Source organism: Acetobacter sicerae (assembly GCF_011516765.1).
GTDB lineage: Bacteria > Pseudomonadota > Alphaproteobacteria > Acetobacterales > Acetobacteraceae > Acetobacter > Acetobacter sicerae.
Map to the genome: position 1 here is coordinate 77,727 of NZ_JAAABN010000010.1, position 21,336 is coordinate 99,062.

Annotated in this window: 15 protein-coding genes and 1 riboswitch; of the genes, 7 read left to right on the forward strand and 8 right to left on the reverse strand. The window is 56.6% G+C overall.

The annotated features are described in order from the left end of the window. Window positions 1-55: 55 nt before the first annotated feature. From GVI59_RS12115 to speD, 4 genes are all read right to left on the reverse strand, one after another. Complete coding sequence (locus GVI59_RS12115) at window positions 56-2,197, reverse strand: glycosyltransferase (protein ID WP_173574532.1); 2,142 nt, start codon at window positions 2,195-2,197, stop codon at window positions 56-58. An 802-nt stretch (window positions 2,198-2,999) separates the two neighbouring features. Next, window positions 3,000-4,394, reverse strand: a complete 1,395-nt coding sequence (locus tag GVI59_RS12120) for a beta strand repeat-containing protein (protein ID WP_173574472.1) — start codon at window positions 4,392-4,394, stop codon at window positions 3,000-3,002. A gap of 939 nt (window positions 4,395-5,333) precedes the next feature. Next, entirely contained in the window at window positions 5,334-6,203 is an 870-nt protein-coding gene (gene speE / locus GVI59_RS12125; RefSeq protein ID WP_173574473.1) for a polyamine aminopropyltransferase, read from the reverse strand. A gap of 105 nt (window positions 6,204-6,308) precedes the next feature. Further along, a complete protein-coding gene (gene speD / locus GVI59_RS12130) occupies window positions 6,309-6,773 on the reverse strand; it encodes an adenosylmethionine decarboxylase (RefSeq protein ID WP_173574474.1) in 465 nt (154 codons plus the stop codon). A 388-nt stretch (window positions 6,774-7,161) separates the two neighbouring features. Further along, window positions 7,162-7,252: riboswitch (glycine riboswitch) on the forward strand. Window positions 7,253-7,405: 153 nt separating this feature from the next. Between speD and gcvT the strand changes: the two genes are divergently transcribed. The 4 genes from gcvT (at window position 7,406) to GVI59_RS12155 (ending at window position 12,352) form a co-directional block, all read left to right on the forward strand. Continuing rightward, window positions 7,406-8,539, forward strand: a complete 1,134-nt coding sequence (gene gcvT / locus GVI59_RS12140; protein WP_173574476.1) for a glycine cleavage system aminomethyltransferase GcvT — start codon at window positions 7,406-7,408, stop codon at window positions 8,537-8,539. A gap of 92 nt (window positions 8,540-8,631) precedes the next feature. Continuing rightward, a complete protein-coding gene (gene gcvH, locus GVI59_RS12145; RefSeq protein WP_173574477.1) occupies window positions 8,632-8,997 on the forward strand; it encodes a glycine cleavage system protein GcvH in 366 nt (121 codons plus the stop codon). 59 nt (window positions 8,998-9,056) lie between these two features. Beyond that, window positions 9,057-11,924: an aminomethyl-transferring glycine dehydrogenase gene (gene gcvP, locus GVI59_RS12150; protein WP_173574478.1), complete on the forward strand. Its 2,868-nt coding sequence runs from the start codon at window positions 9,057-9,059 to the stop codon at window positions 11,922-11,924. A 53-nt stretch (window positions 11,925-11,977) separates the two neighbouring features. Further along, window positions 11,978-12,352 carry a helix-turn-helix transcriptional regulator gene (locus tag GVI59_RS12155; protein WP_173574479.1) on the forward strand — a complete coding sequence of 125 codons (375 nt, stop codon included), beginning with the start codon at window positions 11,978-11,980 and terminating at the stop codon, window positions 12,350-12,352. Between the two features lie 113 nt (window positions 12,353-12,465). Here GVI59_RS12155 and GVI59_RS12160 read toward each other — a convergent pair whose 3' ends face one another. Then, complete coding sequence (locus tag GVI59_RS12160; RefSeq protein ID WP_173574480.1) at window positions 12,466-13,515, reverse strand: aromatic ring-hydroxylating dioxygenase subunit alpha; 1,050 nt, start codon at window positions 13,513-13,515, stop codon at window positions 12,466-12,468. Window positions 13,516-13,973: 458 nt separating this feature from the next. Here GVI59_RS12160 and GVI59_RS12165 point away from each other — a divergent pair, with 458 nt between their 5' ends. Then, the gene (locus GVI59_RS12165) at window positions 13,974-15,479 is read left to right on the forward strand and encodes an aldehyde dehydrogenase family protein (RefSeq protein ID WP_173574481.1); all 1,506 of its coding nucleotides are present in this window, start codon (window positions 13,974-13,976) and stop codon (window positions 15,477-15,479) included. Window positions 15,480-15,563: 84 nt separating this feature from the next. Beyond that, window positions 15,564-16,847, forward strand: a complete 1,284-nt coding sequence (locus GVI59_RS12170) for an NAD(P)/FAD-dependent oxidoreductase (RefSeq protein WP_173574482.1) — start codon at window positions 15,564-15,566, stop codon at window positions 16,845-16,847. Between the two features lie 133 nt (window positions 16,848-16,980). On the opposite strand, the gene GVI59_RS12175 is transcribed toward GVI59_RS12170, so the two are convergent. Both GVI59_RS12175 and GVI59_RS12180 read right to left on the reverse strand, forming a co-directional pair. Further along, complete coding sequence (locus GVI59_RS12175) at window positions 16,981-17,601, reverse strand: TetR/AcrR family transcriptional regulator (RefSeq protein WP_232876820.1); 621 nt, start codon at window positions 17,599-17,601, stop codon at window positions 16,981-16,983. Window positions 17,602-17,882: 281 nt separating this feature from the next. Next, window positions 17,883-20,048, reverse strand: a complete 2,166-nt coding sequence (locus tag GVI59_RS12180) for a tetratricopeptide repeat protein (protein WP_242013074.1) — start codon at window positions 20,046-20,048, stop codon at window positions 17,883-17,885. 194 nt (window positions 20,049-20,242) lie between these two features. Between GVI59_RS12180 and GVI59_RS19055 the strand changes: the two genes are divergently transcribed. After that, the gene (locus tag GVI59_RS19055) at window positions 20,243-20,383 is read left to right on the forward strand and encodes a hypothetical protein (RefSeq protein WP_242013075.1); all 141 of its coding nucleotides are present in this window, start codon (window positions 20,243-20,245) and stop codon (window positions 20,381-20,383) included. 194 nt (window positions 20,384-20,577) lie between these two features. On the opposite strand, the gene GVI59_RS12190 is transcribed toward GVI59_RS19055, so the two are convergent. Then, window positions 20,578-21,300, reverse strand: a complete 723-nt coding sequence (locus GVI59_RS12190; protein WP_242013076.1) for a MotE family protein — start codon at window positions 21,298-21,300, stop codon at window positions 20,578-20,580. Window positions 21,301-21,336 lie beyond the last annotated feature (36 nt).

Sequence of the window (21,336 nt, forward strand, 5' to 3'; positions counted from 1 at the left end):
AACTCCCTCCCCGTCATCGCTGTCTTCAGACGCATAGAACCGGCAGCACAAGCGCCTAATGGACCACGGACTGAAGAAACTGTTTCAGTTCTTCTGCCTGCCCACGAAATTTCGGCAGATCACCTTTCATGGGATTCACATAGGAGTCCAGCATGTCGGGTCGCGCCAGAATCCCCTCCACCGCTGTCTTCAAAGGCTCTGGCCGACCATCCAGCGGAATGAGGTTACCATTGACGCCGTCAACGATATCTTCAGCCTGACCACCGGGCGCGGTTGAAATGACCCAGACATCACGGGCAAGAGCTTCACGCACCGTCAGACCGTAACTTTCCATCCACTGAGAGGGGAACAACAGCACATCGATGGAATTAAAGAAGGCATCACGCGTTGCATCGCCATAGGCTGGCTGAATGGTGATCCTGCCTTTTACTTTCCAGCCCGAAACATCCATCGACGCAAAGCCGAGATTAAGCGTGTTATCGATCAGAACCAGTTCCCAGTCGGCGCTCTCCAGCCCCTCAAACACCTCACGGACCAATGGAAAACCCTTCACGGCTTCCTGTCCGCCCACAAAACCAAAACGAAGCGGCGTCTTTGGCTGATGTGGCTTATGCGCCACTTTAGGCCAGCTGAAGCCGTTTCTATTCACTTTCACCAGTTCAGGGGCAAAACCGTTGGCCAGATAAAGAGCACGATGGGACTCGCTCGGGGCCAGAAGCAATGAGGCTTCTTTCAGCATCGAAAGCATCATGTCCTGGCGCACCTTGAGGTGCATGGCACCCGGCAGACACGCCCCACAGACCTTAAGATCAATGTGGCGCTGGAAACAATAACGTCCGTTGGGTTTGACCATGAACTGTCGTTCACACAGCCACCATGCGTCATGAAGCGTCACAACAAACGGCACGCCCTCTTCCAGACAGGCCTGCAGCATCCCCAGCCCCAGTCCCTGTATTGAATGAAAATGCACGACATCCGGCCGGAATGCTTTCACCCATGAAATAAACTGGGCTGTACAGCGGGGGTTATCGAGTCCTGCAATCGGGTCGATGTGTGTGGACAAAGGCGACCCGACGACAGGCAATCCTTCGATTTCATAGCGAAGAGAGGACGAAAACAGCTCGGGGATCTGTTCATAGGACGTGAATATGGCGACGTCAGTTTCAAGAGCTGACAAATGCGTCGCCATTTCTTCAGCCACAAGAGTAGCGCCACCGAAAGACCGTGGCTTGAAGAATATGTTGACCGCCATGACACGCAGGCGATCCGTTTTACGTCGCTCCGGCGATGGAAACTGCGTAGCAACCTGCTGTTGCGCTATCGCCTCAGGCCGGTAGCGCAGCAGCACATCCTGCCTGGCCTGCCGCCCGATGCGTTCGCGGAGAGCTTCATCACGAGCCAGCGCAAGAAGTGTATCTCTCCAGCCAGTTTCGTCTTTCGCAAGAAAACCGTTTTTATTGTCCTCAACCACGACACGGAATGTGTCACTGGGCGAACAGACCGCTGGCAACTGAAGGATAGCGGCTTCAAGAAATTTGATATTGCTTTTGGCGTCATTGAAAATTGAAGGCTCAAGCGGTGCGATAGCTATATCCGCTGCGGCGAGAACCGCCATGTAACCCGCATAATCACGTCCCTCCAGATATTCCACGCGGGAACCGAATCTCTGGAATTCATCAGGCAGTGTGAGTTCGCCAATAATCTGCAGAACCAATCGCGGCTCTGCATCCATGGCGGCGGCCAGCCCCGCCGCACATTCCACGAAGTCCTGATCGTGTGTGCGCGTTCCCGACCCATAAACAATGACGATGTCATCGTTTTTCCTCGGAAGGTTCCCCGCTCCCAGCAACTGGTCCGCAATTCTCAGGGTTTCACCATCGAATGCATTTTCAATAATGCAGACGTCTTTGATACCCGCCCGCTGCATGATTTCACCGAGAACACGGGTGGAGGCGATGCCCCTGCCGCAAAGCTGAAGACACTCCCGGTAAAGCTTCGCCCCTTCAAGCAGGCCCTCCTGCTCTGCTTTACTTAGAGAGAGTAAGTTACTGTTCTGGCCATAGAGTTCGAGATCAAAAATAAGATCATCGACTTCCCACCAAGGTGCAATACCAAAGCGCTTTGCTTCCCTGATCAGCGTCTGAATGACTGAAACCGCCGGGGTACGATAGAAAATAACTTCCCAGCTTGTCTGCATAGCCGACAAGGCACCCTGCGGATCGTGCCAGTTTACAACTTCAACTTCCCAGCCGAGGAATTCCAGTTCCTCTTTTCTTTGCCATACCCGATATTTCGCGCATTGCGGGATACTGAGTTCGGCAACAATCAATATTTTAGGTGTGAGGCCCAAATCTCGTGCGGACGGCACCGGCTGTCTATACGGATTTAATAACTTTTCTTTATTGGCCGATGATGCCGTCTCATTTTTATTGAGCCTTTTTTTCACCCTCGGCCGAGACTGAAAGCGCGCATCCAGACGCCTTTTCACACGATAGCAAAGGCTCCTGACACCATCTTTTTCCACAATTTCCCGTGCTCTCTGGAAAACTTTCTTCAGGGGCCATCCTTCAGCGGTCTGTCCATTAACGAGAAACCAGCCACCACGAAGAACACGCCCTACACGGGATAAACGGCTTTTATTCCATCCAAAGAGAAGATGACGCACATGCGCTGCATCGTGTGCATTTACATCAGCTCTTATACTGTGAAGAAAAGCTGCCCCTTTATAGCATTCCAGCAACGACTCGACATGACGAAGACGTTTTTCGAGAATTTCTCGAGGGAGCTTTTCAGTCACGATAATGCGGTCTCTTTCTTGTAAGACGTCAAAGGTTAATCAGTTTTAACATTTTATGCCGCCTCTGACAGGTAGCATATCGCATGCTTATCAGCACACTTCATAGCCTTTCAAAAACAAATGCCGTTAGCAGTAAATCCAGGATTTGAATAAAAAAAAACCGGACCCTTTCAGGTCCGGTTTCATTTTCAAAATCTGAAACTTACCAGATCTGGAAATCACCTGAATTCAGGCTGGTAACATTCTGGAACAGAATGGTTGTGCCATCATCCAGCTTAAGGGTCGTGGAGCCACTCTGGTTCGTCTGATCTGCCAGCGCATTCTGCAGTTCAGTATTCGAATACTGATACAGGGCAACAGTGTTACCAGCAGCAGAGTTGAAGTCAGTGATAACATAGTTGCCGCCAGCAATACCATCACGGAAAGCAAAGATGTTAGATGCACCAGAACCGCCGGTCATCGTCGCGTCACCAACACCGGCGACGAGAGTATCGGCACCTGTGCCACCGATAAACACCTGCGTGCCTGTCGTGCCCGCATTATTACCGAACGCCGCGACACCGTTAGTCGAACCAGCAGCATTCAGAGTTTCGTTACCCGTGCCACCAGAGAACAGCGTTTGACCCGAACCCGTGCCATTCACGATGACATTCATCGAGTCGGCACCGAAGATCGTGCTCTGTCCTGCTGTAATGGTGCTTGTGCCATAACCGCCGACGAAGGTCAGAGAGCCAGCAACACTGACATCAGCATTGACAGCATACTGCACCCAGGCATCGCCGCTTGCAGAGATCGTATCGCCCACGCCCGTAAGAACCGTGGAAATACCACCATTCAGAGAGATTTTGTCGTCGGTACCGCCAACAACGGTGGAACCGCCACCAACTGTGATCGAGTTGTCGCTACCTGCGCCAGCAACATTTTCGACGTAGGAGTCCTTGCCAACCGTTACAAAGGAGCTGCCGCCATAAAGCGAAACTGTCTGATTGCTGGCGCAGTCACCACCATAAATGGTGTCATGGCCGTAGGAATAAACCGTGTTTGTGCCATTGCTGACGTTGACAAAGTTATCACCGGCACCAGCGTTGATCGTGTTCTGACCTGCACCTGCGATAACCGTGTCGTTGCCGGAACCCGCGAACACCATCCAGTTGCCAGCATTGGAAAGCTGATCACCCGTGAAGGCATTGTTGCCTGCGCCAGCGACGAAAAGACCAGCCGAGCTGCCAGCCTGAAACTGAACACCGCCGGTCGTGCCGCCTTCGACGCTCACAAAGCTGGAAGTCACACCGGACGCGTCAATCTGCGTGTGAACACTGGGGACGCCCGATCCGACTGCACCACCGAAAACGATCGCGCCAACGCCACCCGTTACCGAGTAGGAACCTGCGACGGTAGCGACGCCGTAGCCCACTCCGTTGCCTGTGAAAGCCGTTGAACCCGGAACAAGATTGACACCGTCAACCCCACCGATCTCTCCGGTAAGCGTATTGCTGAAATCTGTGACCAGAGTAGCGAGCTGGTCAGTGAGAGCCCCATCAACGGTGACGACTACATGCGCCCCTGCAGATGCACCCTGAACGGTGATCAATGCCATACGTCAGTTCCTTTGTTGCACCCACATGACCCGTCGCAGCAACTCACGTAGGCAGTATTCTGTCTATGGCCCTTGTATTAAAAGAAAGACAGGTAGGCAACAAAAAAGAAGATGAGACGACCAAAAAAAAAGCGTGACAAACAAGGTCACCTGACCGCTCTTTAAATTGAATAAGGTGTATTTAAAAATACACAAAAATTCATATAAAATAAAAACAAAGAATAGTCATCACAAAAAAAATAAAAATAGTTAAAATTCGTTGTATTATTTATTTACAGGCAAAGATATTTATACATATAAATAATTAAAATTCATTTCAAAACATCATAAATACATAAAAACACATTTACTAAACTACTTCAATTTTCACATCGTGTTTTTACGACCAAAAGCTCCGCATCTTCGTTTGCCACATCACGCCAAAAGTTCCCCTTCCGTTCTCCTCTTCCGCAATCTCTGCACTCCGGAGCATGAGGATTTGTCTGACTGACCTGAACATTTCAGATGAAGCTGGATCTCAGCCCAACACCATCATCACTTCCCGCGTCTTTATGCCGTCCGCACTAGAGAAAACGGCCCTCGCCCCGTCTTCATGAGCCTGCAAAAACAGGCTCACCTGCGATTCCCCGAACACGGATCGAGTCGTGCCCAACCTCGATCGGCTAGCCAACATGATTCGCAAAAATGTATCGCCGGGAGAAATGCTGACGGGTCTAACCCCGCAGAAACACGACAGATCACGCGTCTGCCTTGGTCAGGACGCCGCCAGACCGCCCACAGGAAGCGTCACACCATCAGGCACATGCACCTCGGGTGGCATGACTAGAAGGCCTCCTCCCCATCACGCATCGCAATAGAGAGTCGTGCCAAAATTTTATCCTGAGAACAGATAGGACAGGCCACTCCGGAATGCGGAATGGCTATCCTGAGTGAAAAGCCTCAGTTTCCGGAAGGAAGATGCTTTGCAATGTAAGGTGGCAGATTGAAGGAGCCCACGTGAATCTGGGGCGTCCAATACTGTGTATTACCCAGAACACCCGCCTGCTCGGCACGTGCTTTTACTGAAGCCACATCCTGCTTTGTCGGATCGACGCCTTTGGAAGCGATACCCAGCGTCATGAATCCACCCACATACGTCGGCACAGCCGCGACGTAGGCGGAGACCTGCGGGAAGAACTTCGCCCGACGAAGACTCGTCTCATACAGTTCATCCGCCTGCATGAACGGCACACCACACTGATTCACGATCAGGCCGTTCGGCCCGAGAATACGGGCGCAATGCTCGTAGAAGGAATCGGTGAACAGTACTTCGCCCACGCCAATCGGATCAGTGCTGTCGACAATGATGACATCAAATGAGGCATCGGGGGCTTCCGCCACGTAAGCGATACCGTCCCCGACGATCACTTCCGCACGAGCGTCATTCCATGCATCACCGGCAATCTTCGGCAGGTGCTGCTTGGACAGCTCAATGACCGCACCGTCGATTTCCACCATGACGGCCTTCTCCACAGCCCTGTGCTCAAGCACACGCCGCAGAACGCCGCCATCGCCCGCACCGATGATCAGCACCCGACGCGGATCGGGATGCGTGAACAGCGGAACATGCGTCAGCATTTCCTGATAGACGAACTCGTCCGCTTCCGTGATCTGCACCACACCGTCGAGCATGAGCACGCGGCCGTGGGAATCACTTTCAAAAACGACGATGTCCTGGAACGGACTTTTGACACGGGCCAGCTCTTTGCGAACCCGGAATCTCTGTCCCCAGCTCTCGTACAGTTCTTCGTTCAGCCACTGCTCAGACATGCAGCCTCCATAGATTCATGACAGCCGCAAATGACCCGCCCAGACCTTACGGTCTGAGCAGAACAATATTGCAGCTGAAAATATGAATGATATTTCCGGTCTGGATCAGACCGGAACGCGACCCCGACGCTGCTCGTCAACCAGCACACGTCCGGCCTGAAACAGGCGCTGCATCACGGGAATGGACAGGTGCGGATCACATTCACCGCACATGAAGATGTCCACAGCCGCAAAATTGCGCTCCGGCCACGTATGGATGGAGATATGGCTTTCCGCCAGCACCACCACACCCGACACACCACCATTCGGAGAAAAGTGGTGGAAATGACTGTGCAGGATTGTAGCCCCGGCTGCGAGAGCAGCTTCACACAGCGTAGCATCGATCTTTGCCGGATCGTCGAGGTTTGTAGCCTCCCACAAATCCACAAGCAGATGCGTGCCTGCAAATTTCTCGCCGTCGCGTTCGACGAAGTAATCCTTGCGCTCGTCCTCACAGGACTCAGCGTTAGCGACAGTCTGGTTATTTCTCGGGAGTTCCGAGACCATCCCCAGTTGAGCAAGTGCGTTCATGACGTACCCCAAAACCAGTAGACAGCCTGTTGGGCAATATTGCCCCCTTGGGCTAGGAAGCGCGGTGGATAAGGCGTTTATTCTTCACACGCAAGAAAATTCTGCTTTATTTTTAATGACACTTTCAAGGCATCACATAACCGGCCAGAATGGTTTGCAAAACTGGAAAATATATTCTCATCAATACTCTGGATCGACAGTCTCTGCTGAACCCTCTCCGCCCCGATGCGACCTTCCCAGTGAGCCTGACCGCCTGCTCCTCTGTCGATCTTCAATTGAACAGATTGCAAGAAAATCGCATTCACCTCCCGCCCGTTCCCTGCTGCCGAAACTGTTGTCCAATCGTCAGGATTTGTTTGACAGCGACAGGCCGGAATGCGAGATGATCAGACATCACAGTGGGAGAGACCGGTTTCTTGACCGGCGCCGAAGGAGCAACCGCCCTGGAAACTCTCAGGCAGAAGGACCCTGTGACACAACATTCTGGAGAGTGGCGCTTCGAGCGCCCGCCGACGGGATAGCGATCTCAGGCAAACGGACAGAAGGGGCGCTGAACCGAACCGGGCATCCGGAAGTGGGAGCGTTCTTATGTCGTATGCAGCAGTTTTCTTCCGTGTCTCCAAGGTGCTTCCATGAGCGAAACGCTTCTGCAGACACCCCTCTTTTCCCTGCATGAAGAATGCGGCGCCAGAATGGTGCCGTTCGCCGGTTACGCCATGCCGTTGCAGTATGCCGACGGCATCATGGCGGAGCACCAGCACACCCGCGCTCATGCCGGGTTGTTTGATGTCTCTCACATGGGACAGGTCGCGCTCCGCCCCATCGATGGCGATATGAACCGGGTGGCGCTCGCGCTGGAACGGATCGTGCCTGTTGATGTTCTGGGCCTGAAACCCGGACGCCAACGCTACGGCTTTCTGACAAATGAAACAGGCGGAATCCTTGATGATCTTATGATCGTCAACATGGGATCGTGGTTTCTTGTTGTCGTCAACGCAGCCTGCAAGGCTCAGGACATCGCCCTGATGCAGCGCGAACTGTCCTCAGACTGCACGGTTGAACCACTGGAAGACCGGGCGCTTCTGGCGTTGCAGGGGCCGGAAGCTGAGGCGGCGCTGGCACGGATTGCTCCGGACGTGACGACCATGAAATTCATGGACGCAAAAGCGGTCACTCTGGATGGCGTTGAAGCAATCGTCACACGCTCCGGCTACACGGGCGAAGATGGCTTTGAAATCAGTGTTCCAGCAGACAGGGTCGAACAGGTTGCAAGAAGTCTGCTGGCCCAGCCGGAAGTAAAACCGATCGGCCTTGGCGCTCGTGACAGCCTGCGGCTTGAAGGCGGTCTCTGCCTCTACGGCTCTGACCTAGACGAGACGACATCGCCCGTGGAAGGTGCGCTGGAATGGGCGATCCAGAAAGCCCGTCGCAACGGCGGCGCACGCGCAGGCGGTTTCCCCGGAGCCGATCTGATTCTGGCGCAGCTTGAGCATGGCACAAGCCGCCGGCGCGTCGGACTGCTGGCCGAAGGCCGCGCCCCTGTCAGGCATGGCGCCGAACTGTTCGCAGAGGGCGAAGGCGGCACCCCTATTGGCGTTGTCACGTCCGGCGCCTTTGGGCCGACGCTGCAGGCTCCTGTCGCCATGGGCTATGTCGAAACAGCTTTTACACCGGTGGGCACGAAAGTTTTCGCTGAACTGCGCGGCCGTCGCATTCCGGTGACGGTGGCCGCCATGCCGTTCGTGCCAGCGGGTTTCAAACGCTGAGCCCTGTCGTGCGGCTCAGGTTTTCGTCCTGACAGGCAAAAAGATTTTCATCTCTGAAGCAATGGACGCTCAGAGAACGTGGAGAGGGTGGGATGACGCTTTACTTTACAAAAGAGCACGAATGGCTGCGCGTTGAAGGCGATGTCGCGGTTGTCGGCATCACGAAACATGCCGCCAGTGAACTGGGTGAAATCGTATTTTTCGAACTGAACGTCTCGGCCAACGATCTTCAGCAGGGGGATTCCGTCGCCGTTGTGGAATCCGTCAAGGCGGCGTCCGATGTGTACGCACCCGTCGATGGCGTGATCGTCGAAGGCAACCCGGATCTTGCGAACAATCCTGAACTGATCAGCAGCGATCCGGAAGGCAATGGCTGGATGCTGAAGATGACGCTGACAAACAAGGCTCAGCTTGCGGACCTGATGGACGCCGATGCCTACGCCAAGCTGATCGGCTGACTCCGAACGGCCTCTTCAAGCTACGTTGTGAAACCTTCTTTCTGATACGGGGACGATCCGTGCCATCCTGGTCCAGCCTTCTGCCGCCTTCCGACGCTTTTGCTTCCCGTCATATCGGTCCACGCGAAGCTGAAATCACGGCCATGCTGGAGGCCGTCGGCGCTTCCAGCGAAGAAGCGCTGCGTGAAGAAACAGTGCCGGCCTCCATCCGTTCGAAAGAGCCGATGGGGATCGGGCGTGGCTGGTCGGAAGTCGAAGTGCTGGCGCGTCTGCGCGAGATCGCCGGACGCAACAGGGTCATGACCTCCCTGATCGGTCAGGGCTATTACGGCACGGTGCTGCCGGGAGTGATCCAGCGGAACATTCTGGAAAATCCTGCGTGGTACACAGCCTATACGCCGTATCAGCCGGAAATCAGTCAGGGCCGTCTGGAAGCGCTGCTGAACTTCCAGACGCTGGTGACGGAACTGACCGGACTCGACATCGCCAACGCTTCCCTGCTGGATGAAGCGACGGCGGTGGCGGAAGCCATGGCGCTGGCTAGGCGCGTGGCGAAGAACAGGTCGAACGTATTCTTCGTCGATGCCGATACGCATCCTCAGACACTGGCCGTCCTGCGGACCCGTGCGGAGCCGTTCGGTTTCGAGATTATCGTTGGAAATCCCGAGCGTGATCTGGATGCGTCCACTGTGTTCGGGGCGCTGTTTTCCTATCCCGGCACGTCCGGCGCGGTGCGCGATCCGAGCGAGGCCATCACAGCCCTGCACGATGCAGGCGCAATTGCCGTCATGGCGGCCGATCCTCTGGCGCTCACCCTCCTGAAATCACCCGGTGAGCTCGGGGCGGATATCGCCATCGGCTCCATGCAGCGCTTCGGCGTGCCTATGGGCTTCGGCGGTCCGCACGCGGCTTACATGGCGGTACGTGACGCCTACAAACGCAGCATGCCCGGCCGTCTGGTCGGCGTGTCGGTGGATGCTGCGGGACAGCCTGCCTACCGTCTGGCGCTTCAGACCCGCGAACAGCATATCCGCCGCGAGAAAGCGACATCCAATATCTGCACGGCGCAGGTTCTGCTCGCCAATATCGCCGCCATGTATGCCGTCTATCACGGCCCGGAAGGTCTGAAGGCCATCGCGGAACGCGTTGCGGGACTGACAGCGGCTCTGGCCTCCGGCCTGCGTGCGCTCGGGGTCGATGTGGCGACAACAGCCGTGTTCGACACACTGACTGTCCGTGTTGCTCCTGAAAAATCCGAAGAGATTCACCAGCGCGCCGTTGCTGAAGGCATGAACTTCCGTCGCGTGGGAGACGGTGTGATCGGTCTCTCCCTTGACGAGACCACCACGCCGGAAGTGATTGAGGCTGTCTGGCGCTGCTTTGATCCGGATTGTCCGACGGAAGCCCTCGCTGCGGCGGCGGACCCGGCGCCGGGGCTGTCCTCCGACATTCCCGACGATCTGTGCCGTGAAAAGCCGTTTCTGCAGCAGGCTGTCTTCTCATCCTACCGTTCCGAGACGGACATGCTGCGCTATCTGCGTCGCCTCGCCGACAAGGATCTGGCGCTGGACCGCACGATGATCCCGCTCGGCTCCTGCACGATGAAGCTGAACGCCACGGTCGAGATGACACCGATCACATGGCCCGGCTTCTGTGATCTGCATCCCTTCGCGCCAGCCGACCAGACGGAAGGTTATGCCGAACTGTTCCGTGATCTTCAGTCATGGCTCTGCGCCATCAGTGGATATGATGCGGTCTCTCTACAGCCGAACTCCGGCGCACAGGGCGAATATGCCGGACTGCTGGCCATTCGCGGCTACCATCGCGCACGCGGTCAGGAGCAGCGCGATGTCTGTCTGATCCCGGCCTCCGCTCACGGCACTAATCCGGCGTCCGCCCAGATGGCGGGCATGAAGGTCGTCGTCGTGAAATGCGATGATGAGGGCAACGTCGATATGGACGACCTGAAAACCAAGATCGCGCAGCACGCCGACACGCTGGCGGCGATCATGATCACCTACCCTTCCACGCACGGCGTGTTTGAAGAGTCCGTGCGCGATATCTGCGCGCTGGTGCATGAGGCGGGCGGTCAGGTCTATCTCGACGGCGCGAACATGAACGCGCAGGTCGGCCTGTCGCAGCCGGGCAAATACGGCGCGGATGTCAGCCACTTCAACCTGCACAAAACCTTCTGCATTCCGCATGGCGGCGGTGGTCCGGGCATGGGACCGATCGGTGTGCGTGAGCATCTTGCCCCCTTCCTGCCGGGACGTCCGGAACAGGGCGAGGCCCATGCCGTATCCGCCGCTCCGTTCGGCTCGGCTTCCATCCTGCCGATCTCATGGGCCTATATCCGCCTGATGGGCGATGAAGGACTGGCGCGCGCAACCACTCTCGCCATCCTGAATTCGAACTACATCGTGGCGCGCCTTTCCGACGCCTACCCCATCCTGTATCGCGGCGCGAACGGGCGTGTCGCACATGAGTGCATCGTCGATCTGCGTCCGATCAAGGATGCGACGGGCGTGACGGTGGATGACATCGCCAAGCGTCTGGTGGATTTCGGCTTCCATGCGCCGACAGTGAGTTTTCCGGTTCCCGGCACGTTCATGATCGAACCGACGGAATCTGAAGGCAAACACGAACTGGACCGGTTCTGCGATGCGATGCTGACGATCCGTGAGGAAATCCGGCAGATCGAGAACGGAAAGATCGCTGTCGAGGCTTCGGCTTTGCGTCATGCGCCCCATACAGCGCGTGATCTGGCCGTAACCGAATGGAATCGGCCTTATGAGCGTGCGGAAGGATGCTTCCCTGCTGGCGTCGCTCCTGCAACGAAATACTGGCCACCGGTTGGACGTATCGACAACGCTTACGGTGATCGCAATCTGGTCTGCTCCTGCCCGGAACTCTCTGCATATATCTGAGTTTTATCTGGTCAGGCGCGTAATTCTGGCGCTTTTTCGGGATAAGCAAATCAATGACAAAGGCGCCCTCTGCCCTCGGAGCACGTTTGGGCAGTCAGGAAACTTTAGGACAGCGGATCAGAGCATTGCGGCACTATGCCGGAATGACTCAGGTGGGAGTCGCTGAGGCTTTGGGGCTTTCACGCAGCGCGATCGCTCACTGGGAGACGGACCGGGACGGGCGCGTAAAGGAATATCTCCCACGCCTTGCTGAACTGTTCCAGGTTCCTGTGGAGGTCTTTCTGACAGGGATGGCCACGCAGGAAGCCGTCGTGCAACTGACGATCGATGAGATTGATCTGTTGCGGCTCTATCGCAGCCTCGATGTCGGAGAGCGTCTTTCCGTGCAACGCTCCATTACACGGATGCTGGATCGCAAGAAGAAATAACGACTCCGAACAGGGTATGACGGGCAATCAGAACTGGCAGCCCATCAAAATCGGAATCGCTTTACGGGACTTTGCCCCGTGACCCGACGATTTGCGATGCAAAAAATCCTTCTTCACGCTGTGAAGAAGTGACTCAGCCCCATATCCCGTAGCGCCCGGCGATAGGCAATCGAACTCCGATCCGCCATGACGTGCGCTTCCAGCGTCGGGTCCAGCGGCAGGTTTTCGGGTTTCTGCGCCTCCACCAGCGCACGATCCTCTTCAAACACCCGCCGATTGAACTCGTAAACGGCCTCGACATCGCCATTCGTATCGAAATTACGGCAGATCGGCGCGAACATCCGCGTCATGCGCGCCGACACTGGCGAGGCGGCGTTCATGATAACCAGCCGCTCCTCGTTCGGAAAGTGGATTTCCAGAGTGGCCGTGAACGGCACATGCACCCGGAAATGACGCAGCCACTCAAATCCCTCCGGGGCCGTATTTTCTATTTCATGCGGGTAATTGGCGACTGAACTGCGATATTCCGCTTCAAACCCATAGGACGTTCTTTTGGGCATGTAGCTCGGCACAACAGGATTTTCAGGATCTGCGAATGTCGCCGTGTGCACGAAAGCGAAGTGCGCAACATCGATGAAGCCTTCCACCTGCCGTCCAGCGAACCCTGCAATATCGATCCATGGACAGGTGATCTGCTGATAGGTCGGATCATCCCAGTGGGGCATGTCCGCAATCTTCAGTTCACTTCCATCCGGACGCAGGCAGATCCAGATCAGCCCATAGCGCTCAACCGCTGGATAGGTACGCAGATTCAGCTTTTTGGGAATAGCGCTGTCCGGGTGAGCCGGAACATGCACACACCGACCCGCCGCGCCGAACTCAAAACCGTGATAGGCGCAGGCCAGCGTATCGCCCCTGCATTTTCCCATGCTGAGCGGAACGCCGCGATGGGGACAGAGATCGTCCGCGACGACAATGGCGTGTCCGCTGCGATAGAGCACCAGCGGCGCATCCAGCAGGGTCACACCAAGAGGCGCGCTGTGTGTCAGTTCGCGTGAGAGAGCCACGGGATGCCAGCAGGCTGCCAGAATAGTCCAGTCAGAGGCATCAAAGGTGCAGTGTCGTGGCAGACCTGCGGACTGGATGGCGGAGACTGTGTCCATGTACGTCGCTCCCGCAAAAGATAACGGAAACAGAATGACACGAGTGGAAGCGACACGGAATAGTCGTTCTGCCCCATCTCCGGATAGAGGCGCTCGGCTTGTCGGGAACGCGTGAACGGGCGCTCCGGGACACGCTGTTTCTTCCTTCAGACAGGCGCTTTCTACCGGTCAGGACGATTGAGACTCGTCTTTCGCAAAGAGGGCGACTGATATGACATCACTTCAGAAAATTTTCTGGATCACAGAAATATTTCACATATCATATTGATATAAAACAATATTTATTGTCAACATAATGACACTGAGTGTCACCAATCACAATTATGTTACCCGTCGGCACGTTGCTGTGTCACCCTCGTCCATATATCTCGGTATACAGTTATCAAGACCAAAGCAGTCCTGATTACATTTCTGCCGTCGCTTCCCCAGGCAGCACACCAGACATACGGAGTTTACCCATGTCGGTTAACCAGGAACCCCCTTTCAAATCCCGTTACGGTAATTATATCGGCGGTGAGTGGAAAGCGCCCGTAAAGGGCGAATACATGAAGAACATTTCACCCGTGGACGGACGCACGCTGTGCGAAGTGCCGCAGTCCACGGCGGAAGATGTCGAACTGGCTCTGGATGCCGCTCACAAGGCGTTCAAAGGCTGGGCCCGCACCTCCATCACCGATCGCTCCAACGTCCTCCTCAAGGTCGCCGATCGCATGGAGGCCAATCTGGAGCTTCTGGCGCGCGCCGAGACCTGGGATAACGGCAAGCCGATCCGTGAAACGATGAACGCCGACATCCCGCTGGCGATCGATCATTTCCGTTACTTCGCCGGATGTATCCGCGCTCAGGAAGGCGGCATCACCGATATCAATGAAGATACGGTCGCCTATCACTTCCACGAGCCGCTTGGTGTGGTCGGTCAGATCATCCCCTGGAACTTCCCGCTGCTGATGGGTTCATGGAAACTGGCTCCGGCTCTGGCCGCAGGCAACTGCGTCGTCATGAAGCCCGCCGAAACGACACCGGCCAGCATGCTGGTGCTGATGGAGCTCATCGGTGACCTGTTCCCGCCTGGAACGCTGAACATTGTCAACGGTCTGGGCCGTGATGTCGGCGCGGCGCTGTCCAACAGCACCCGTATCGCCAAGATCGCCTTCACCGGTTCGACACCGACCGGCAAGATGATCGCGCACGCCGCTGCTGAAAACCTGATCCCGGCCACGCTGGAACTGGGTGGCAAGTCACCGAACATCTTCTTCGCCGACGTCATGGATCATGACGACGACTATCTCGACAAGGCGCTGGAAGGCTTCACCCTGTTCGCGCTCAATCAGGGTCAGATCTGCTCCTGCCCGAGCCGTGCGCTGGTTCAGGAATCCATCTACGAGAAGTTCATCGAACGCGTCATCCCGCGCGTGAAGGCCATCAAGCAGGGCAATCCGCTTGATCCCACCACGATGATGGGCGCCCAGAACTCGCTGATGCAACAGAACAAGATTCTGGAATACATCGACATCGGACGCGACCAGGACAAGGCGCAGCTTCTGGCTGGCGGTTCCAAGCCTGATCTGGGCAACGCCTTCAAGGACGGCTTCTACGTTGAGCCGACCGTGTTCCGTGGCGACAGAAACATGCGCATTTTCCGCGAGGAAATCTTTGGCCCGGTTCTGGCTGTCACGACCTTCAAGGATGAAGCCGAGGCGCTCGCGATCGCCAACGACACCGAGTTCGGTCTGGGTTCAGGCGTCTGGTCGCGTAACGGAAACATCTGTCACCGCACCGCCAAAGGCCTTGAAGCCGGTCGCGTCTGGGTGAACTGCTATCATGTGTATCCGGCGGGCGCTGCGTTCGGCGGTTATAAAAAGTCCGGCATCGGACGTGAAACTCACAAGATGGTTCTTGAACATTATCAGCAGACGAAGAACATTCTCACCAGCTACTCCGAGAAGAAGCTTGGTTTCTTCTGATACAGCAGAGGGGAAGCGTGTCTGCGCGCTTTCCCTCGCCTACACCCTTTATCCGACGTTCCACAGCGAGTACAGGAAAGAGTCATGAGTAAAAAATCCGAAATCCTGATCGTTGGCGGTGGCGTCGCGGGTCTGGCGCTGGCAACCCGTCTGGGCAATTCGCTCGGCAAACAGGGGCAGGCGCGGATCACCCTGATCGACAAAAGTTTCTCTCACGTCTGGAAGCCGATGCTGCATTGTTTCGCGGCAGGCACGGCCCAGAACGAGAATGACCGCATCAGCTTCATGGCGCAGGCCAGCGAGCATCATTTCGAATTCTGGCCCGGCGAGGTCATCGGTGTAGACCGCGACAAGCGGGAGGCTGTTCTCGGCCCGCTCCATAGCTCCGACGGCGCTGTGGTTCTGGAAGGCCGCACCGTCGAATATGACGCGCTGATCCTGTCCATCGGCAGTTGCGCCAATGATTTCGGCACGCCCGGCGTTTCCGAGCACTGCCTGTTCATCGACAATCTTGTCGAGGCCAACGGCTTCAACGAAAAGTTCCGCATGGAGCTGCTCCGCGCCTATGCAGGCGACGGCGCGCTCGACATCGCCATCGTCGGCGGCGGCGCCACGGGAACCCAGCTTGCCGCGGAACTGCACAAGGCGCTGGAGCTGGTCGGGCTGCACAGTTTCTCCCAGACACCCCCTGCCCTGAACATCACGCTGCTGGAAGCCGGTCCCCGTATCCTGCCAGCCTTCCCGGAAGCTGTTTCCGAGGCCGCCCAGAAGGAACTGGAGCGCATCGGCGTGAAAGTCCGCACTTCGGCGATGGTGTCCGGCGCTGATGAAAACGGTTTCAGCCTGAAAGACGGCAGCCACGTGCCAGCCACCCTCCGGGTCTGGGCTGCCGGTGTGAAGGCTCCGGAAGTGACCAGCGGTTTCGGCGGCCTGTCGCTCAGCCGTTCCGGTCAGATCCTGATCAACCCCAATCTGCAGACCGTCGACGATCCGGCGATCTTCGCCATGGGCGATTGCAGCTACATCGTGAACGATCCGCTTCCCCCGACCGCGCAGGTCGCCCGTCAGCAGGCGCACCATCTGGCGCGTCATCTGCCGGCATGGCTGCGTGACAAGCGGGAAATCCCGTCCTGCGTGTTCAACAACAAGGGCGCGATTGTCGCTCTCGGCAATTACAATGGATGGGGCACGCTACCGGGTGGCACCGTCTTTGGCGGCGGCATTTTCCACGGCCTGTCCGCCCGTCTGGGTCATCTGGCGCTCTACCGTCAGCATCAGATTGAACTGTACGGACTTACCCGTGGCCTGATGTCCTGCTTCTCGGACTGGGTGGACTCCCTTGTCCGTCCTTCCGTCAGACTCGACTGATACGGAACAGGGCCCCTTCCTGAGAGAGGGTCTTGTATGGGGAGGATTTGCGGGGCTCTGCCCCGCTCCCCACAAAGGGACATCGTCCCTTTGATCCCGGTTTATTAAACCCGTTCCTGTTTTTCGACGTGCGTCAGTCGTCCCTGAAGCAGGCGATCTGCAGGGCGAGCACGCGCCGGATGAGGGTCACCAGCCCGACGCGTCCTTTCACATGGATCCATTCATCAACAGCGGTCCGGAAAGCGGCAATGCCCGATCGGGCGGCCACTCTCGCCGCCAGGGCCCTGCCTTCAATGTCCGGAAGGCGTTGTTCCAGCACGGTCGCCAGACTGTCCTCCCAGCAGGAATATTTATGCAGGCTGACGGACCGCAGGCCGGGGTCCTGCTCAATCAGGCGGACAAAGGCCAGCGCCTCCTCCCGGGTCTTGGCCATATGAGGAACGACAGCCTCCAGCGCGACCCGGATCACCTCCTGCGGCGACATTTCGGGAGGACAGGCCTGCACCCGTTCACTGAGAACGTCCGTCATCTGCTGGGTCCAGGCCGTAACCAGATCCGCCTTGGTCGGAAAGTGGCGAAACAGCGTGCGTCGGGAAATACCGGCAGCAGCAGCGATTTCGTCAGTTGTCGTTCCCTCGAATCCCTTCTCGGCAAGCAACCGCATCGCAGCCTCGATCAGGGCATCCTGCGTCTGTCGTCTGCGTTCTTCACGACGTGAAAGGACCGGGGCTTCACCACGGGTTCCGGGAGACAAGACAGAATCAGGCAAAACACGACTTTCAGACATAAATCTAAGGTGCTGAATGCACTTCGCACTGTGCAGCCACACGGGAAGCGACAGAATAGCGAATAAAATTCATGCCGTCAGTGACGTAAGTGTCTGGCAGCTACTCGATCGCACGAAAACATCGGTGTATCGCACCCACGGCAACACGCTGTTTTCTTCTATTCTTTGTGATCTACTCAGGCGTTATTTAGGACAGGCATCTATAAAGAAAAATCTTTATGTCCGGCTGTTCCTGCAGACCCTGATGATCACTGAAGCTGCGCACGTTTGCGTAATTCATCTTCCGGGGATGTGACGAGAAGCGTGAAGATGCGCTGACGCTCGGTGCTCATCCGTCGCCCCCCCACCCATTCACGCAGTCGATCCAGAGTACTCCAGTCATTGGCGCGGGCGGCGTCTGTTGCGAGACGGATGGCGAGTTGCTGTTGCTCGGGAGTCAGAGAGCCCACTTCCGGGAGATTCTTTGTCGCAAGCCGTCCAACCACGAGCACTGCTTCCGGCCAATTACGCTGCTCTTCCAGAATGCGGCCTTTCAGATCAAGAGAAGCATCGCTTTCATCCTCCGCCAGAAGCTGCAACGCCTGATCACGACTGCCCTCCCGGGCCAGAAGGCCTGCCGTAATCACACGTCGACGCGATGCCAGCGTCGCGTCCGCTCCCGGATCCTGTGTTTCATCCAGAGCCCGACGCGCCTGCCCCAGACGCTGCGCATCAATATCAGCCTGCGCCAGTTCGGCACCCAACGCTGCACGTTGCGCATCGTCAGAGGCGAGAGGCAGCGCCCGTTCAAAGGCAATAGCTGCCTTTCCCGGCAACCCAAGCCCCTGCAGCTTGCGCGCAAGGCCAGCCAGAATCTTTCCCTTGGCAGGACCATCCGGTATCTGATCGATGTGGCTCTCGATCATGGCAACCGCATCAATCAGTTCAACAGGTTTCGCCCCACCCGCCTGACCGTCTGACTCCGCAAGATGTTGCAGAATCTGCTCGATCTGAGGCGCAAGAGCAATGCGATCTTCCGGGAACAGACGCAGATCGTCATCGACCGAGATGAGCGCTCTTGGCCATTCACCGGCCTGCATCAGCGCTGCGATCAGATTGTGCCTGACCTCCTTCTCAACTCCCGCCTGACGGGCCGCAAAGAGCAGTTTTTCATATCCGGCGGCAGCTTCCGCCGGACGAATACGACCAGCGGAGCGCTTCGTGTCCAGAACCTGTTCGGCTGCTACAACGGCGACTTCCGGTTTCCTGTCGGAAGCAAGGCGCGAGAACATCGTCAGCGCCTTGTCCTGATCGCCCGCTTTCAAAGTCATGAAAGCACGGGCAAGATCAAAACGTCCCTCAGCGGGTAGCGGTTCGAGCACGGAACGATCTTCATCCGAACCATAGCGTGCAATGAATGTCGCCACTTCCGGCTGAATCTGCTTTTTCAAAGAATCCGGATAGCTCTGCAGATTTGAGAAACCCTGCGCCATCAGGGTTGCCGCCTTGGCCGGATTTCCTCCACTCCGGGCCATGTAGAGCCCCCGCCAGAGCACGCCGTCAGAACCCGCCTCCGGATTTGCCAGAGCCGATGCCGCCTCGGCGTTCCCAGTCAGCAGGCTGGAAGCAGCCTGCAGAAATGTCACGTTGGGCTGAAGAGCCAGTTCCGGATTATCTTCGATTGCCGTTCCGAGAATCGCCTTTGCTTCTCGTGCATCGCCCATCGCGAAGGCGGCTCTGGCTGCTTCCAACCGGGCTTCGCCACGGTTTTCAGGAGGCTGCATGGCCGCCTGCGTCCAGCGGCGACGGTAGTCTTCCTTCAGCACTGTGGGATTCAGGGAGCGCAATCCGAGCCAAGACCAGTCCACCCGATCATCCGCCACAGCACCCTCGGCACTTGACGCCACAGGAATGCCGTCCTTGCCAAGAATATCGAGAAAGGCGCCCCCATTTCCTTTGCGCACTTCGATCTGGTCAGATTCGAGGGCGAAAACCAGTCCCTGCACCGAAGGCCAGATTTCGTAACCGAGCTTATGACGACGCAGCAGGGGACCGGGACATTCCTCCACGGATGTCGCCACAAGCAGACGGGCACCCGATGCAGGATCGGAGAGTTCAATCACACGCCCCGACTGCGGCATGGGATAAAGAAGACCGCCATCTTTCGTCTGCGGCGTAATCACGGCGTGACGCCTTGCTTCGTTTTCCGCCCTGACAGCCAGAATCCAGCCACCCGGCTGTTTATGCATTTCCAGTGGAATCAACTGATTGAAATGAAAGGCGACAATCGTTGTGTTGCCTACGGTCTGAACTGTCGCGGCAGAAAACACGCCCGTTCCCTGCAGGGCCGAGGTATCCATCTGCGTGGCACGGTCAGAAACAATGATAAAATCGTTCCCGCTCCAGAACGCACCGATGCCCGCTCCGTCTCCCATAGGCAGAAAGATCTTGTTGACGGCGGCAGCCTTGTTTTCTTCCGGCGACGAAGGTGCAGGAGCTTTCGCTGGAGCTACAGAAGGCCCGTTCGTTTTCGCAGGTGCATTGTCTGCCGGTTTCTGTGGCTCAACATCGGATTGCGTGCTGAAACGCTCTGACCGCCAGCCTTCTGGCAGGTTTCCGGTGGACGCTGATGGCTGCGCCTTCTCGGTGGCAGAGGGAGCAGGGACAGGGGGAGCCGCAGGTTTTTCCTTCCTGCTCCTGTGTCTGCGAACAGAATGGCGAACAACCGGCTGTTCTGAAACAGCAACAGATCCATCTGCTGGCGGAGTGACTGCTTCATTATCATGCGGCACAAGCAGGCGCGCCGCAGTGCTCGACTCTTCTGCATAAGAAGAAACGGGAAAAGTCAGGCACGTTGCAAGCCATAACGTCAAAGAGAATCTAATCCGCACGCCTTATTCCCGCTCCGCCATGCGACTTCCTATAAAACTGAAGTCACGGCATATAATCCAGTTTTCAAACGATCTAGCCGTTTGATCCAATCCGAACCACAGGAGACCTGCGCGGTACACCGGCAAGCAACTGTGTAGCCATCATCGCCCGTTCAGGCACCATTCCCGCTAGAATCGCAGAAGCCTTTCTCGGGTTCATTTTTGTCATCACCGGTACCACTACTTGAAAATCAAGTACATTGAAAATGGATGCGGCATCCCGTGGCGCCATTGCCTCATAAATTTTCACCAGACGATCAACATCAGCATCGCTTAATTGTTGCTTCTGTTTTGCCTGATTTTTGACAACAGCCTGTTGTTCTGAATATTTCTGCATCCGCTGCTCCAGAACGGCCTGGGACGCATCAATGCTTCTTTTTAATTCTTCAAGACTTTTACTTTCCTGATCGAGCTGCTTCGTACGACCCGCCAGATCCTGCAGCAGTCCTGTCCGTGCTTCATCGGCTTTATGGTCGACGTCCAGCTCAGGTTTATTCTGCTGCCCGATACAGGTCATTCCTTCGGAACAGGGAGATTTCACGGCGTGAGCCTGCTCGTTACCGGACTTTGCTGAAACACCACCCTCCGGCGCAGAGGCCGGAGCAGCGCCTGCGCTACTGACAGAAGGTGCGGACCCAGTTGTTCCCGCAGCCTGACTGCTTCCCTGCGCTGCAATCGCCGCCGCCCCGTCAGGCGTATTGGCGAACAGGAGTGAACTCGTCAGAAGATACAGCTTCAGTGACAGCAGTCCGCCCATAAGGCAGGACGAGAGCTGAAAAATACGGGAAAAAGG